Source organism: Martelella radicis, from assembly GCF_014196625.1.
GTDB lineage: Bacteria > Pseudomonadota > Alphaproteobacteria > Rhizobiales > Rhizobiaceae > Martelella > Martelella radicis.
This window is the reverse complement of record NZ_JACIDZ010000007.1, coordinates 61248-76411: the sequence shown is the minus strand read 5'-3', so window position 1 is coordinate 76411 and position 15164 is coordinate 61248. Positions and strand designations below refer to the sequence as shown.

The 15164-nt window shown below is 62.2% G+C and carries 13 protein-coding genes and 1 riboswitch; of the genes, 9 read left to right on the top strand and 4 right to left on the bottom strand.

Annotation, left to right across the window (positions count from 1 at the left end; genetic code table 11):
* Window positions 1-13: 13 nt before the first annotated feature.
* From GGR30_RS11655 to GGR30_RS11635, 5 genes are all read left to right on the top strand, one after another.
* Window positions 14-904 (top strand): TIM barrel protein, encoded by an 891-nt coding sequence (locus tag GGR30_RS11655; protein ID WP_183486438.1) that lies wholly within the window; start codon window positions 14-16, stop codon window positions 902-904.
* Entirely contained in the window at window positions 901-1920 is a 1020-nt protein-coding gene (locus GGR30_RS11650; RefSeq protein WP_183486436.1) for a Gfo/Idh/MocA family protein, read from the top strand. Before GGR30_RS11655 ends, GGR30_RS11650 begins: the two co-directional genes overlap by 4 nt.
* 124 nt (window positions 1921-2044) lie before the next feature.
* A complete protein-coding gene (locus GGR30_RS11645; RefSeq protein ID WP_183486434.1) occupies window positions 2045-2389 on the top strand; it encodes a Rid family hydrolase in 345 nt (114 codons plus the stop codon).
* 72 nt (window positions 2390-2461) lie between these two features.
* A complete protein-coding gene (gene tkt, locus GGR30_RS11640; protein ID WP_183486432.1) occupies window positions 2462-4474 on the top strand; it encodes a transketolase in 2013 nt (670 codons plus the stop codon).
* Between the two features lie 190 nt (window positions 4475-4664).
* Window positions 4665-5714 carry an aldose epimerase family protein gene (locus GGR30_RS11635; protein ID WP_246413783.1) on the top strand — a complete coding sequence of 350 codons (1050 nt, stop codon included), beginning with the start codon at window positions 4665-4667 and terminating at the stop codon, window positions 5712-5714.
* An 83-nt stretch (window positions 5715-5797) separates the two neighbouring features.
* On the opposite strand, the gene GGR30_RS11630 is transcribed toward GGR30_RS11635, so the two are convergent.
* Window positions 5798-6028, bottom strand: coding sequence for a putative hemolysin (locus tag GGR30_RS11630; protein ID WP_183486430.1), 231 nt, complete (start codon window positions 6026-6028; stop codon window positions 5798-5800).
* Window positions 6029-6241: 213 nt separating this feature from the next.
* Between GGR30_RS11630 and GGR30_RS11625 the strand changes: the two genes are divergently transcribed.
* The 3 genes from GGR30_RS11625 to GGR30_RS11615 all read left to right on the top strand — a co-directional run bounded on the left by GGR30_RS11625 (window position 6242) and on the right by GGR30_RS11615 (window position 10586).
* Window positions 6242-7015 (top strand): YrhK family protein, encoded by a 774-nt coding sequence (locus tag GGR30_RS11625; RefSeq protein WP_183486428.1) that lies wholly within the window; start codon window positions 6242-6244, stop codon window positions 7013-7015.
* A gap of 116 nt (window positions 7016-7131) precedes the next feature.
* Window positions 7132-8748: an FMN-binding glutamate synthase family protein gene (locus GGR30_RS11620; RefSeq protein ID WP_183486426.1), complete on the top strand. Its 1617-nt coding sequence runs from the start codon at window positions 7132-7134 to the stop codon at window positions 8746-8748.
* Between the two features lie 230 nt (window positions 8749-8978).
* Complete coding sequence (locus tag GGR30_RS11615) at window positions 8979-10586, top strand: APC family permease (RefSeq protein ID WP_183486424.1); 1608 nt, start codon at window positions 8979-8981, stop codon at window positions 10584-10586.
* A gap of 84 nt (window positions 10587-10670) precedes the next feature.
* Here GGR30_RS11615 and apaG read toward each other — a convergent pair whose 3' ends face one another.
* Together apaG and GGR30_RS11605 are read right to left on the bottom strand one after the other, a co-directional pair.
* Entirely contained in the window at window positions 10671-11054 is a 384-nt protein-coding gene (apaG, locus tag GGR30_RS11610; RefSeq protein ID WP_343066496.1) for a Co2+/Mg2+ efflux protein ApaG, read from the bottom strand.
* Window positions 11055-11129: 75 nt separating this feature from the next.
* A complete protein-coding gene (locus GGR30_RS11605; RefSeq protein ID WP_183486420.1) occupies window positions 11130-12314 on the bottom strand; it encodes an O-succinylhomoserine sulfhydrylase in 1185 nt (394 codons plus the stop codon).
* A 34-nt stretch (window positions 12315-12348) separates the two neighbouring features.
* Window positions 12349-12426, bottom strand: a riboswitch (SAM riboswitch).
* A gap of 69 nt (window positions 12427-12495) precedes the next feature.
* Between GGR30_RS11605 and GGR30_RS11600 the strand changes: the two genes are divergently transcribed.
* The gene (locus GGR30_RS11600; protein ID WP_183486418.1) at window positions 12496-13584 is read left to right on the top strand and encodes a 2'-deoxycytidine 5'-triphosphate deaminase; all 1089 of its coding nucleotides are present in this window, start codon (window positions 12496-12498) and stop codon (window positions 13582-13584) included.
* Window positions 13585-13709: 125 nt separating this feature from the next.
* On the opposite strand, the gene GGR30_RS11595 is transcribed toward GGR30_RS11600, so the two are convergent.
* Window positions 13710-15155 carry a homospermidine synthase gene (locus GGR30_RS11595; protein ID WP_183486416.1) on the bottom strand — a complete coding sequence of 482 codons (1446 nt, stop codon included), beginning with the start codon at window positions 15153-15155 and terminating at the stop codon, window positions 13710-13712.
* Window positions 15156-15164: the final 9 nt, after the last annotated feature.

The following is a 15164-nucleotide window of genomic DNA, read 5'->3' as shown; positions in this document are numbered from 1 at the left end:
AAGAAAGCATAACGTGACCAACCCGATCGGTATCATATCGATGCAGTTTGCCCGGCCCTTCGGCCGGGAGCACATGCACCTCTTCCGGCACATGAGGACGCTCGGCTTCGACCTTGTCGAACTGCTTGTCCCCGAACCCGAAGATGGTCTTGACCTCAAGGCGCTCAAGGCAGCGCTGGACGAGGCCGGACTTGGCGTGGCGCTGGCCGCCCGCGTCAATCTGCAGCGCTCGATATCCGATGCCGACCGGGGCATCCGCGAAGGGGGCATGGGTTATCTCCGCTATTGCCTCGAGGTCGCCCACGCGCTCGGCGCAACAAGCCTTGGCGGACCGCTCTACGGCGCGCCCATGGTCTTTGCCGGCCGCGCGCCCACACCTGTCGCGGAAGAGGAAATGAAAGCCCGCGGCGCGCGGGTGATCGAAGGGCTTGGCGTTCTGGCGCCGGAAGCCCAGGCGGCCGGGACCAGGCTCGCGCTCGAGCCGCTCAACCGTTACGAAACCGACGTCATCTCGCTGGTCTCGCAGGCCGTTGCCGTCGTTGATGCCGTCAACCATCCGGCCCTTGGAGTTCTCTTCGATACCTTTCACGCCAATATCGAGGAAAAATCCATTCCCGATGCGATCCGGCTTGCCGGTGAGCGTATCGTCTATTTCCAGGCGAACGAAAACAATCGCGGCTATCCGGGGACCGGTCATATCGACTGGCAGGGCACCATGCAGGCGCTCGCCGATGTCGGCTACAAGGGGCCGATCACGTTGGAGCCGTTCCGCCGTGACGACGATGAACGTATCGGCCTGCCGATTGCCCAGTGGCGGCCTCCGCACGAGGATGAAAGCGAGAAGCTGACAGAGGCCATCGCCTTCATTCGCGACCTTCTCGCGAAGACGGGAGGTCGGTCATGACGCTCAATATCGGCTGGATCGGCTGCGGCCGCCACGCAACCCACATGCTGATGCCGCAGCTTGGCCGCAACGACATGCGCATTGCCGCCGTTTGCGACCTGAACCGCGATGCCGCCGCCTCTGCCGCATGGCAATATGGCGCTGAAGCCGCCTACAGCGACTATTCGGAGCTGATTGCCCACAAGGGGCTCGATGCCGTCTGCATGGCCGTCGGGCCGGACCTGCACCGCGTTGCAGCGATCGCGGCGCTTGAAAAGGGCCTTCCGGTGTTTCTCGAGAAGCCGCCGGCGCGCGATGCCGCCGGTGCACGGGAGATCGCCGCTGCCGCCGAAAAGGCGGGCAAACCGGTCGTCGTCGGTTTCATGAAGCGCTACTCAACCGGCAACCGGATTGCCGGCAACATCCTGCGCGGAGAAAGCTTTGGCAAGGTGCTCGGCGTGACCGGCTCCTACATGTCCGGTCCCGCCTATTTCGCCGGCGTGCCGGATTATTCCGGCTTCTACCTGCACCACTGTGTCCACTACATGGACCTGATCCCGTGGTTTGCGGGCTCTGCCTTCGAGGACATGGCCGTGCGCACGGTCGAGACCGCGCCCGGTCATCTGCTGCTTCACCTCAATTTTGCCTGCGCAAACGGCGCGATCGGAACGATCGTGATGGGCACGATCCAGTCGCGCGGCACGCCGACGGAAGACATCACGATCATGGGCGACCATCGCCGCATCGAGATCGAGAACGTCATCAATGTCCGCTATTTCCGCGATCCGCCCTTCAAGGCGGAGGACCCGGCGGCAAGCCTTGCAGGCGGCGCCGATACGCTGAGCTGGACGCCGAATTTCACCGCCGCCGCCAATGAGGACCACAAGGGCTATGCCGCCCTGATGGCCGATGCGGCGAAGGCCTTCCGGGGCGAAGACAACAACGCCCCCGATATCACCGATGGAGTGAGTGCCATGGCGTCGCTTGAACGCATGACCGCCCTTATCGACGATGATCTCAGGAGACGCCGGAAATGACGGACTGAGGAGACTCCAGGCCGGCAGGATGCGCGAACCGCGCCTTTGCCGGAAGATGAAGACGGGGCTTGCCGCGCCCTTCCACAAGCATTGCGGCAAGCCCCTCACAAGGAAAGGAAACACCGTGACAAACAGATATCTTCCAACCCCTGTCCTGCACCGTGTCGTCGAAAAAGACGGATTGGTCTTTGTCGGTGGCACCGCATGCGACGACACAAGTCTCGATATTGCCGGACAGACACGCCAGACCATCGCCAAGCTCGAAACCTATCTTGAGGCTGCGGGCTCCGACAAGTCCAAACTGCTGTTCGCAACGATCTATCTCTCCGATCTCAGCCTGAAACCCGGCATGAGCGATGTCTGGGCCGAATGGATACCGGCCGAAAGCCTGCCGGCGCGCGCCACCATCTGCCCCGGCGACCTCGGCCCGGACGTCCTGATCGAAGTCACACTGATCGCCTACAAGTAATGACCCGGAAAGCCTTGCGCCCCGCGCTCCAATGCGCCGCCGCAGGCTTCCCCAGCCTTTCGAGACAAGAAAATGCTGAACAAATCCCCCGCCACCGCCTCGTCCACCGAGCTTGCAAACACCATCCGTGTCCTTTCCATGGATGCCGTGCAGAAGGCTGTTTCCGGCCATCCCGGCATGCCGATGGGCATGGCCGAAATCGCCGTCGCGCTGTGGACCCGCCACCTGAAGCACAACCCGAAGAACCCTGACTGGCTTGACCGCGACCGTTTCGTGCTGTCGAACGGCCACGGCTCGATGCTGCTTTATAGCCTGCTGCATCTGACCGGATACGATCTGTCGATGGAAGATATCCGCAATTTCCGCCAGCTGCATTCCAAGACGCCGGGCCACCCCGAGCATGACGTCACGCCCGGTGTTGAAACCACGACCGGCCCGCTCGGCCAGGGCATTGCCAATGCCGTCGGCATGGCCGTTGCCGAAAAGATGCTGGCCGCGTCCTTCAACAAGCCTGGCCACAAGATCGTCGACCATCACACCTTCGCCTTCCTCGGCGACGGATGCCTGATGGAGGGCGTCAGCCACGAGGCCTGCTCGCTCGCCGGCACGCTCGGCCTCGGCAAGCTGATCGCGCTTTACGACGACAACGGCATTTCCATCGACGGCCATGTCAGCGGCTGGTTCACCGACGATACGCCGAAGCGCTTCGAGGCCTATGGCTGGCAGGTGATCCGCAATGTTGATGGCCATGATGTCGAGGCGATCGATGCCGCGATTGCGGAAGCCAAGACGAACACGAAACAGCCGACGCTGATCTGCTGCAAGACCACGATCGGCAAGGGCTCGCCGTCTTATGCCGGTGACGCCCATTGCCACGGCAATGTGCTCGGCGATGAGGAGATCGCCCGCGTGCGTGAAGCGCTCGGCTGGTCGCTGCCGCCCTTCGAAGTGCCGGAAAATGTCTACGAGACCTTCAACGCCGAAGAGGCCGGCAAGGAAGCCGAAAGCGCCTGGGATGAAGCCTTTGCGGCCTATGAAAAGGCCTATCCTGCCGAGGCTTCCGAATTCAAGCGTCGCATGAGCGGCGAGCTTCCTGCCGACTTCGATGCCGAAATGGGCGCCTTCATCGCCTCCGCCGAAGGGCTGACGGACACGATCCCGATGCGTAAGGCAAGCCAGAACGTGCTGCAGATGCTGGGCGACGAACTGCCGGAACTGGTCGGCCTTTCCGCTGACCTTGCCGGCTCCTGCCTTTCCATCTGGGACAAGATCGAGCCAGTGACGGCTCAAACGGGCGGCAATTACATCTATTGCGGCGTGCGCGAATTCGGCCTCGGCGCAATGATGAACGGCATCTTCCTGCATGGCGGCTTCCGGCCTTTCGGCGGCGGTTATGTGGTCTTCTCCGACTATCAGCGCAATGCCATCCGCATGGCGGCCCTGATGAAGCTCGGCGTCGTCTACGCGCTGTCGCATGACTCGATCGCCGTCGGCGAAGATGGCCCGACCCATCAGCCGATCGAGCATCTCGGCTCGCTGCGTCTGATGCCGAACCTTGATGTCTGGCGTCCGGCCGATGCCGTTGAAGCAGCGATCGCCTGGGAAACGGCGCTGAAACACACCGGCACACCGACGCTGATGTCGCTCAGCCGTCAGGTTCTGCCGCCGCTTGCCCGCTCGGCCTCGCAGGCCGAAGCCATCCGCAAGGGCGGCTATGTTCTGGCCGAAGCCGAAGGCACGCCTGCCGCCGTCATCATCGCCACGGGTGCGGAGACCCGCCAGGCGCTCGATGCAAAGGCAGCGCTTGCCAAGGAAGGCGTTCAGGTCCGCGTCGTCTCCATGCCGTCGACCTTCGTCTTCGACAGCCAGGACAAGGCTTACAAGGCCGAAGTGCTTCCTGCTGGTATCCCGCGCGTTTCCGTGGAAGCCGCCGGAACCGAATACTGGCGCAAATATGTCGGGCTTGAAGGCGGCTGCGTCGGCATCGACACATTTGGCGAATCCGCTCCCCCGCCGGTCCTGTTCGAACTTTTCGGCATCACCGCCGAAGGGGTCGCCAAGACCGTCAAATCGGTGATCGGCTAATCGCGAGGGCCTGTCATCGTAGAGCGTCGCCCCTCCGGCATGGGTTGGGGCGGCGCTTGCCCGGAACATCTTGCCGTATGCGCATGCACTGTCATGCGCCTGCGCATTGCTACAGAACAATGAGAAGGCGGGTCTTCGTCGCTAGGAGAAGACGAAAGCCCTTTTCAAACATCCTCGGGAGGATACCGCCTTGGCCGGCCACACAATTGAACACGCCGTTATCGGTGAAATCGACGGACAGGCGGTTGATGCCTATCGCCTGACGGGCGGCGAAACGGAAATCGAGGTGATGACCTATGGCGCGATCCTGCGCCGGGTCATGCGCCCGGATCGCAACGGCAGGGTCGAGGATATCGTCATCGGCTATGACGATCCGGCCGACTATGTGACGAAGCCCGGCAATGCCGGGGCCATCTGCGGCAGGCTTTCAAACCGGCTCGCGCTCGGCAAGTTCACGCTTGATGGCATCGACTATCAGCTTCCGACCAATTCCGGCCCGCATCATCTGCATGGCGGACTGCCCGGTTTCGGCAAGCGTTTCTGGAAGGCCGCACCCGACCCGGACAACAACGCCGTCACCTTCCGCATGGAAAGCCCGGATGGCGATCAGGGCTATCCCGGCGCGCTCGATGCCACGGTCACCTATCGCCTTGGTGACGATGGCGCCCTGGCGATTGAAATGGAAGCGGTCACGGACCGCGCCACTATCCTCAACATCATCTACCACGGCTACTGGAACCTTGCCGGTCATGCGAGCGGCAGTGTCGAGAACCAGCGTCTGCGGCTGCTGTGCGACGGTTACACGGCGGTCAGCGAGGACAAGATTCCGAGCGGCGAGATCGTCGCGGTCGCCGGCACGCCTTACGACTTTACCGAAATGCACCCGATCGGTGACAGGATATCCGAGGCATGGCCGGGCGTGGGGTACGACCACAATCTCTGCGTCGCCGGTTACGATGGCGCGATGCGGCTTGTGGCCGAGGCCGAAGATCCGGAGAGCGGGCGCGGTTTTCGGCTCTTCACGAACGAGCCCGGCGTACAGTTCTATACCGCCGGCCATTATCAGGCCCAGCCCACCGAAGGGAAAGGCGGCGCGCTCTATCGGGAATTCGCCGGGTTCGCCTTGGAAACCCAACACTACCCCGATAGCCCTCATCACGAGAACTTTCCCTCCGTGGTGCTGCGGCCGGGCGAAACCTACCGCCACCTGATGCGGTTCGATTTCACGGCGGGAGAATAGGCGACGCGCGGTTGGCGGCAAGCGCCCGGGAGCCTGCACGGCAAAGGTTGCGGGCAGGGCGTTGGCCGCTCCGCTTCAGTGCTCTACTGCTGGCCGACGCGCGCCCGGTAGAGCGCCCATTCCTCGGTGACGCTGCCATCGGGGAGGTGGCAGTAGCCCACCTGACCGCCGGTCTCGTTGCGGATTTCGGTGCGCCCGCCAAGGCTCGCGCAGTATTCGGATGCCGGATTGGCGAGGCCTGTCGGCGCTGGCGCCGATTGGGTGCAGGCGGCGAGAACCACGGCAAGGCCTGTCAGCAGAACAATTTGGCGCATCGAATGTCTCCCTGAACTTGTCCGGCGACGGTAACAGAGGGGAGGGCGTGTCGCCAGAGAGGACAGGTTCGATGAAACGGGGCGGCGCAGCGCCGTTTCGCCTGGCGGCCGCATTCCGGAACACCTCTTCTTCAGGGTTTCGGCCTTGTGGGGGTTGTTCGAAGAGGTTCCCAAAGGCCATTATCGGCGGCGACAGAGGGAGTCAGATCCGCCATGCCGCATATGTTCGTCAACCGCCCGCGTATTCATGATTTTGTCGCTGACGATCCGGACAATAGAAAGAACTTCCGCTGGGAGACCATCAATGCCGCCGCCTATCAGCTGGGCGGACTGGTGTTCATCTTCGGCAGCATCTGCTTCTTCCCTGCCCTTTCCTTTCTCGCCGATATCGGTGCCTGGACCTTCTTCTTCGGCTCGCTGCTCTATCTGCTCGTCACCGGTCACGACCTTGTCGAGGTCTTCATCCATGCCCGTGAACGCAAGGGCATTGCAACGCTATGGGACAGGCTGGAGTTCTGGGCCGCCTGGACCTATGTGGCCGGCACGCTGCTGTTCGTCGCCGGCAGCATCTTCTTCCTGTCGTCCGTCGGCTGGGAGACGGCCGGCGCCTGGTGCTTCATCATCGGCAGCGTGCTGTTCGTCGTCGGCGCGGTCATCAATGTCATCCAGATCGTGCAGGCCGATGACCTTGTGACCCTGCAGATGATGAACCTGACCGCAGTGACCTTCGTGGTCGGGTCGACGCTTTTTGCCGTTGCCTCCATCCCCTATCTCTGGGAGGTTTCAAGCCCCGCCGACGAGGTCCGAATCGACGGTTTTCTCGCCTGGCAATATCTCGTCGGGAGCGGCCTGTTCTTCATCGGCGGTCTTCTGAACTATCGTCGCGCCTATCGCATCGTGGCCCAGGCGCTCGGCAAGCCGACCCGCTATGCGAGCCATCCGATGAAACCTCTTGCGCCGCACCGGAAGAAACCCTGGGAACGATAGCGCCCCCATTATGGGCTTACCCAGTCCGCGGAAATAACACCTGAAATTGCAGAGACCAGCTAGCCAGAACGCGCGCGTTCTGCTAGCGCATGAAGGAAATGAAAGGGGAGGTCTCGATGGTTGATATGCTTTTGCGGGGCATCGTGCCGATCGCGGCCGCTTTCTTCACGATTGTGGCGATCGCGACGGGATGGTTCTGGATCCTGCTGTTCACCATACCCGCTCTGGCGGTTGCCGCTTATGACTGGTTTCAGTCCTCCTGGACCATTACCCGCAACTATCCCGTGCTGGGGCGCTTTCGCTGGCTGGCGCTTTCGCTGCGTCCCTTCATCCGTGCCTATGCGGTCGAGGATGATACCCACGGAACGCCCTATTCCTACGCCGCGCGGCAATTGATCAAGACCCGTTCGCACGGGCAGCCCGACACGATCCCGTTCGGCACGGAACTCGAACTCTACGAGGATCCGCATCACTGGATTTCCCATTCGATGGCGCCGGAAGCCAATCCGGACCTTTCTCCGCGCATCATGGTCGGCAACGAGCAGACCTCGAAGCCCTATTCGGCCTCGATCCTCAACATCTCGGCAATGAGTTTCGGGGCGCTGTCGGCCAATGCGGTCGAAGCGATGAATATCGGCGCGCGCGACGGCGGCTTCTATCAGGATACGGGCGAGGGCGGCCTCAGCCGCCACCATCTGGAACATGGCGGCGATCTTGTTTGGGAAATCGGTTCGGGCTATTTCGGCGCGCGCGACAAGGACGGCAGGTTCGATCCGGAGATGTTTCGCGACAAGGCCGCCAATGACGCCGTCAAGATGACGGAGATCAAGGTCAGCCAGGGTGCCAAGCCCGGCCATGGCGGCATGCTTCTCGGCTCCAAGGTGACGCCCGAGATCGCCGAGGTGCGCGGTGTCCCGGTCTACGAGAACTGTTTGTCGCCGCGCGGTCACTCGGCCTTTTCAACGCCCGCCCAGATGCTGAATTTCGCTGCGACAATGCGCGAGCTTTCGGGCGGCAAGCCGGTCGGGATCAAGTTCTGCGTCGGACAGCCGCACGAACCCTTCGCGCTCGTCAAGGCGATGCTGACGACAGGCATCTATCCCGATTTCATCGTCATCGACGGAGCGGAGGGTGGAACAGGCGCCGCGCCGCTCGAACTCGCCGACTGGGTCGGCATGCCCCTCTGGGACGGGCTGGTGCTGATGCGCAACGCGCTGGTCGGCGCGGGCATCAAGAAACATGTGCGTCTCGCCGCAAGCGGCAAGGTGTTCTCCGGCATGGGCCTTGCCCATAACCTCGCGCTTGGCGCAGACTGGTGCAATGCCGCCCGCGCCTTCATGATGTCGGTCGGCTGCATCCAGGCGCAGCGCTGCCATACGGGCACCTGTCCCACCGGCGTGACCACGCAGGACAAATGGCGCCAGCGCGCGCTGGTGCCCGAAGAGCAGGGCCGGCATGCTGCCCGTTTCCACAAGAAGACGCTCGAGGCCCTGGCCGATATCGTCGCCGCCTGCGGCTTTGCCCATCCTCAGGACCTTCAGCCGCATCACGTCATGCACCGCATCGGTTCGCATGATTCCCTGCCGCTCGACAAGCTCCATCCCTTCCTCGCCGAAGGCATCCTTCTGTCGGATCCCGATTCCACGATCTATGCGGACTGGTGGCGCGCGGCGAGTTCGGACAGTTTTCGCCCGGTCGAGGACCTTGTCCGGTTGAGAGCGAGCAACGGCTAGCAATTCCGCCATTCTTTCTCCCCAATGGGGGCGGAGAAAGACCTCTTGGTTCGAGCCAATCGGTGCCTTCACGTCAACGGTAGAATCTGACGGAACCGCACGCAAACCGATTGACTTGAATCGGCGTGCGCATGAATACTTAAGATTGTGAGAATGTATACTCATTGTAGTGAGCCAGCAGGGGTGGCCGGCTGCATTCGGTGAAGCGCGTTAAGCTAGGGGAACATAAAATGGCAATGCGACGCGAAATCGGCCTTATCGGCCTGACGTTTGTCGCCGTGGGCGGCGTTCTGGGATCGGGGTGGCTCTTTGCCCCGCTCGACACGGCGCAACTGGCGGGACCGGCCTCTGTTATCTCATGGTTGATCGGAGCGGTGGCGATGCTGCTGATCGCTCTGACCTATGCGGAGAATTCCACACTCTTTCCCATCGCGGGCGGCATTGCCCGTATCCCGCAATTCTCCCACGGCCGGCTTCTGGCGCTTGCCATGGGCTGGAGCGCGTGGGTCGGCTACTGCACCACGGCTCCGATCGAGGTGAAGGCCTCGCTCGGCTATGCCTCGTCCTATCTCCCGTGGCTGACCAATGCCACCGGCGGCCTGACCTTCTCGGGCTATATCGCAGCCGCGGTCTTCCTTGCGGTGCTGACCGTGGTGAACGTCTTTGGCGTCGCCTGGTTCGCGCGCATCAATACGACGATGACCTGGTTCAAGCTGATTGTTCCCGTAGTCTTCATTGTCGTCGTGGTCGCGTCCCGATTTGAACCGTCGAACTTCACTTCGGCAGGCGGTTTCGCGCCCTATGGTGTTCCCGGCATCTTTGCTGCCGTCTCGACCGGCGGCGTGGTCTTCGCCTTCATCGGCTTCCGCCATGCGATCGATCTGGCCGGCGAGGTGAAAAACGCCCAGAGGGTGATCCCGCTGGCGCTGATCATGTCCGTGCTGATCTGCCTTGCGATCTATGTCGGCTTGCAGATCGCCTTTGTCGGCGCCGTCAACCCGACCGATCTTTCAGGCGGCTGGCACACGATCGAATCGAGCCATGAGCTCGGCCCGCTCGGGGCGCTCGCCACGTCGATCGGGGTCTTGTGGCTGCTGAGCATGCTGAATGTCGCCGCAGTGATCTCGCCGGCCGGAAGCGGTCTCGTCTCGGTCAGCTCGAACGCCCGTCTGGCGCTGGCCATGTCGAACAACGGCGTGTTTCCGCGCCTCTTCGCCAAGCTGAACGAATACGGCGTGCCGCTTTGGGCTCTGATCCTCAACTATGTCGTAGCACTCTTGATGCTGATCATCTTGCCGTTCCAGGAAATCCTGGCGCTCAACAGCGCGGCGGTGGTGCTGTCCTTCATCGCCGGTCCGGTGTCCATGGTGGCCTTCCGCTATCTCGCGCCGAATGCTCGCCGTCCCTTCGTGGTGCCGGCAGCGGGCGTGATCGGGGCGCTTGCCTTCATGATCGCGACGCTGATGATCTACTGGTCGGGCTGGAGCACGATCTGGGTGCTGCTGGTGCTCCTGGCCATCGGCGCGGCGCTGTTCTTCCTGCGCCTTGCGGTGATCGGCCGGGAGGATCTGGAGCCGATGAGCGCGGTCTGGTTCGGGGTGTACATGGCCGGCGTCGCCATCATCTCCTATCTCGGCGGATATGGCGGCGGACTTGGCGTTATTCCGCATCCAGTCGATTCCGTGCTTGCGGCCCTGTTCTCGCTCGCCGTCTTCCTGATGGCGGTGCGCGGCCGTATTTCGCAGGACATTTTCGATCGCTTCCGTCACGAACAGCATGATATCGAGCTGGAAGAATATGGCGGCGACGATGTCGAGGATGTGATGACCCGCGGTTAAGCATCGCGATCAGCAAAAATCAGGAAAAGCCGCTCTCCTTGCCGGATGGCGGCTTTTTCATTCCGAAGGGTTCAATCCGCAGTCTCAATGGTGTGATCGATCCTCGTAAGGCGAATCGAGTGAAAACGGCGGGATCGCCACCTGCAGGAGGCGATTGTCGCCGGTGCGCACCACGTAATGACCGATCATGATGCCGGACGCCGTGTCGAGTGGGGCCGCCGACTGGTAGGTAAAACGCTCGCCGCTCGCCAGAACCGGTTGCTTGCCGGCAACCCCTGGGCCGTTGACGGTCTCGACTATGCCGTCTGCATTGGTGATCGTCCAATGACGGGCGACGATCTGGACCTCCACCGCGCCGTGATTGACAATCTCGATGTCATAAGCCCAGACGAACTGATCCTCGGCCGGCGTGGAATGCTCGTCCAGGAAGCGGGTTTCCACCCTGACCTCTATGTCGTCCGTCGTCACGCTTGGCACTTGCCGGCTCCGGATCATCATTGCCGCCGGTTGCGGTCAGCTCCGGCCAGTCCGCAATTCTGACGCTTATGCCGGTACTTTTGCAAGGGCCTGGGCGAAATCCTCGATAAGGTCGTCAGCGTCCTCGATCCCGGCGGAAAACCGGATCGTGCCGCCGGTAATGCCCAGTTCGGCGCGCGCCTCGTCGGAGAGGTTCTTGTGCGTGGTCGTCGCCGGGTGGGTGATCAGGCTCTTGGCGTCGCCGAGATTGTTGGAGATCGAGACGATATCGAGCGCGTCCTGCAGCGCAAAGGCCGCCTCCTTGCCGCCCTTCAGTTCAAAGGCGATCAGCGTCGAGCCCGCCGTCATCTGCTTCTTGATGATGTCGGCCTGGGGATGATCGGCGCGACCGGGATAGATCACGCGGGCGATCTGTTTCTGGTCGGCAAGAAAATCCGCGATCTTGGCAGCACTTGCCGTCTGCTGGCGCACGCGCAGCGGGAAGGTCTCCAGCCCCTTCATCAAAAGCCAGGCATTGAAGGGCGAAAGCGCAGGGCCGGTGTGGCGGAAATAGTCCTGCAGCTCTTCCTCGATCCATTCCTTCGACGACAGGATGACGCCGCCGAGGCAGCGGCCCTGGCCGTCGATATGCTTGGTCGCCGAATAGACGACGACATCGGCGCCGAGTTCGAGCGGCTTCTGATAGAGCGCGGTGGCGAAGACATTGTCGACCACGAGCCGGGCGCCGGCCTGATGGGCGAGATCGGCAACGGCGGCAATGTCGACAACCTCGAGCGTCGGATTGGTCGGGCTTTCGAGGAAGAACAGCCTGGTGTTCGGGCGGATGGCGGCTTCCCAGGCGGCGATGTCGCGACCGTCGACCAGCGTGCAATCGATGCCGTATTTCGGCGCAAGCGTCTCCACCACCCAGCGGCAGGAGCCGAACAGGGCGCGCGCGGCGACGATATGGTCGCCGGCCTTCAACTGGCAGAGGATGGCGGCGGAAACGGCGGCCATGCCGGAGGCGGTGGCACGGGCATCTTCCGCGCCTTCCAGCGCGCACATGCGTTGTTCGAACATGGCGTTCGTCGGGCTGCCATAACGGGCGTAGATGAAGCCCTCATCCTCACCCTTGAAACGGGCCTCGGCGGCGGCCGAATTCTCGTAGAGGAAGCCCTGCGTCATGAAGATGCCCTCGGACATCTCGCCATACTGCGAACGCAGGCTTCCTGCATGAACGAGTTTGGTTTGCGGACGCCAGGACTTTTTCATTTTCATGTCTCCAAACAAAAAAACCGGTCGCGAAGGGACCGGTTACCCGGCCTTTTAGCTACTTGTTTAACGTGGCTGCAAGCCGACCGGCCAAATCACCACAGGGATAAGGCGGCATAATCCCTATAAGCGCTTGCGTCAATTCTGAAAGATTGGTTTTGTCGGCCAACAGGAGCAAAACATGTCAAAAAAGCCCGGAATTCTGGCCGATCACGCCATTGCCGCACTGCTCGAGCAGAAAAACCTGACCACGATCAAGCCGCTCGATCACGACCAGATCCAGCCGGCTAGCCTCGATCTGAGGCTCGGCGCCAAGGCCTATCGCGTGCGCGCCAGCTTCCTGCCGGGACCGCGCCACAGCGTCGCCGACAAGCTTTCGCGGCTCTCCATGCACGAGGTCGACCTGTCCCAGGGCGCGGTGCTGGAGACCGGCTGCGTCTATATCGTCGAATTGATGGAGGGGCTCGCCCTGCCGGAGCATCTCTCCGCCTCGACCAACCCGAAAAGCTCGACCGGCCGGCTCGATATCTTCACCCGCGTGATTCCGGATTTCGCGCAGGAATTCGACATCATCCCGTCGGGCTATGAGGGGCCGCTTTACCTGGAAATCTCGCCGCGCACCTTCCCGGTGATCGTGCGGCAGGGCTCGCGGCTCTCGCAGATCCGTTTCCGCTCGGGCCATGCGGTGCTGGCCGAGGACGCGCTGATGGTGCTGCATCGGGCCGAAACGCTCGTTGCCAGCGACATGCCCAACATCTCTGACGGCGGCATCGCGCTGTCGATCGATCTGGAAGGCGAGGGGCTCGTCGGCTACCGCGGCAAGCATCACACCGGCGTCATCGATGTGGACCGCAAGGCGGGCTACGACATTCTCGACTACTGGGAACCGATCCCGGGGCGCGGCAAGGGCGAGCTGATCCTCGATCCGGATGAATTCTATATTCTCGTCTCGCGCGAGGCCGTGCATGTGCCGCCGCTCTATGCCGCCGAGATGACGCCTTTCGACCCGCTGGTCGGCGAGTTTCGCGTTCATTACGCCGGCTTTTTCGATCCAGGCTTCGGCCATGCCGAGGCCGGCGGCAAGGGCGCGCGCGCCGTGCTGGAGGTCAGAAGCCACGAGGTGCCCTTCATCCTCGAACACGGCCAGATCGTCGGCCGCCTCGTCTACGAGCACATGATGGACCCGCCAACGGCGCTTTACGGCTCGGGCCTCGGCTCGAACTACCAGGCCCAGGGGTTGAAGCTTTCGAAGCATTTTCGGGCGGGGTGAGGAGAGACCGGCCAAGGGGCCGGATTTCTTGCCCAGGCGGTGCTGCTGCTAGCAATCTCCCCCCTTGAGGGGGAGATCGCCGGAGTTGAATCAATCTGTCGGTGACAAGAGGTCAGACCCCTTGCCTAGAACTGCACCAGAATGTTCTTGAACTGCCAGGGATCCTTCTCGTCCTTGCGTTCCTCGAAGAAGGTCTGGCGGTCGGTGAGCGGCGTCCAGTCGGTGTAGTGGCCTTCGACCGGGCCGAGATAGGGCATCTGGATTTCCAGGCAGCGGCGGTAGTCCATTTCATCGGCCTCGACGATGCCGGCTTCCGGGTTTTCCAGCGCCCAGACCATGCCGGCGAGAACGGCGGATGTCACCTGCAGCGCGGTCGCGTTCTGATAGGGCACGAGATCGCGGGTTTCCTCGATCGACAGCCGCGAGCCGAACCAGTAAGCGTTCTTGTCGTGGCCGTAGAGCAGCACGCCGAGCTCGTCAATGCCGGTCAGGATGTCGGCCTCTTCCAGCACCAGGCTTTCTTCCTGCGGAGTGCCGCCATTGCCGAACATTTCATCCAGAGACAGAACCGCAACGTCGGCCGGGTGATAGGCATAGTGGCAGGTTGGCCGGTAGGTGACCTTGTCGCTGTCGTTCCTGACGGTGAAGTAGTCGGCAATCGAGACCGATTCATTATGGGTGACAAGGAAGCCATACTGGGGACCGGGCGTCGGGCACCAGCTTCTGACGCGGGTATTGGCGCCCGGCTGTTCGATATAGATCGAGGCCTTGCAGCCCTTCTTGTGCTTCTTTGCGTTCTTCGGCATCCATTTCTCGTGGGTGCCCCAGCCGAGTTCGGCCGGCTGCATGCCCTCGGCGACAAAGCCTTCCACCGACCACGTATTCCAGAACGTGCCCTGCGGGCGCAGGAATTTGGAGCGCTGGGTGTCGCGCTCGGCAATGTGAATGCCCTTGACGCCGGCATCCTTCATCAGTTGCGCCCAGCCCTCGCGGTCATCGGCCATCGGCTCGACGAAATTCATGGATGTATCGCGGGCAAGGTTGACCAGCGCCTGCTTGACGAACCAGGAGACCATGCCGGGATTGGCGCCGCAGCAGGAAACGGCGGTGGTGCCGCCGGGGTTCTTGCGCTTTTCCTTGCGCACGGTTTCGCGCAGCGCGTAATTGGTGCGCGACGCATTGTCGGCATCCTTGTCGAAATAGAAGCCGAGCCAGGGTTCGATCACCGTGTCGACATAGAGCACGCCGAGCGAACGGCAGAGCTTCATCAGGTCGAGAGAGGAGGTGTCGACGGACAGGTTGACGCAGAAGCCCTGGCCCTCGCCTTCGGTCAGGAGCGGCTCCAGAAGTTCCTCGTAATTGTCCTTGGTCACCGCCGCATGGATGAAGCGGACCCCGTGATTGGCGGCGATATTGGCATGCGCGTCATTCGGATCGATGATGACCATGCGCGACTTGTCGAAATTGAAATGCCGTTCGATCAGCGGCAGCGCGCCTCTCCCGATGGACCCGAAACCGATCATGACAATGGGTCCGGTGATCTCGGCGTGGATCGGGTATTCCTGAAGCATTTCCGTTTC

Bases quoted from the DNA above. Each gene is read 5' to 3' on its own strand.
- GGR30_RS11650 (WP_183486436.1), top strand. From the start codon at position 901: ATGACGCTCAATATCGGCTGGATCGGCTGCGGCCGCCACGCAACCCAC.
- tkt (WP_183486432.1), top strand. From the start codon at position 2,462: ATGCTGAACAAATCCCCCGCCACCGCCTCGTCCACCGAGCTTGCAAAC.
- GGR30_RS11630 (WP_183486430.1), bottom strand. From the start codon at position 6,028: ATGCGCCAAATTGTTCTGCTGACAGGCCTTGCCGTGGTTCTCGCCGCC.
- GGR30_RS11625 (WP_183486428.1), top strand. From the start codon at position 6,242: ATGCCGCATATGTTCGTCAACCGCCCGCGTATTCATGATTTTGTCGCT.
- GGR30_RS11620 (WP_183486426.1), top strand. From the start codon at position 7,132: ATGGTTGATATGCTTTTGCGGGGCATCGTGCCGATCGCGGCCGCTTTC.
- GGR30_RS11615 (WP_183486424.1), top strand. From the start codon at position 8,979: ATGGCAATGCGACGCGAAATCGGCCTTATCGGCCTGACGTTTGTCGCC.
- GGR30_RS11605 (WP_183486420.1), bottom strand. From the start codon at position 12,314: ATGAAAAAGTCCTGGCGTCCGCAAACCAAACTCGTTCATGCAGGAAGC.
- GGR30_RS11600 (WP_183486418.1), top strand. From the start codon at position 12,496: ATGTCAAAAAAGCCCGGAATTCTGGCCGATCACGCCATTGCCGCACTG.
- GGR30_RS11595 (WP_183486416.1), bottom strand. From the start codon at position 15,155: ATGCTTCAGGAATACCCGATCCACGCCGAGATCACCGGACCCATTGTC.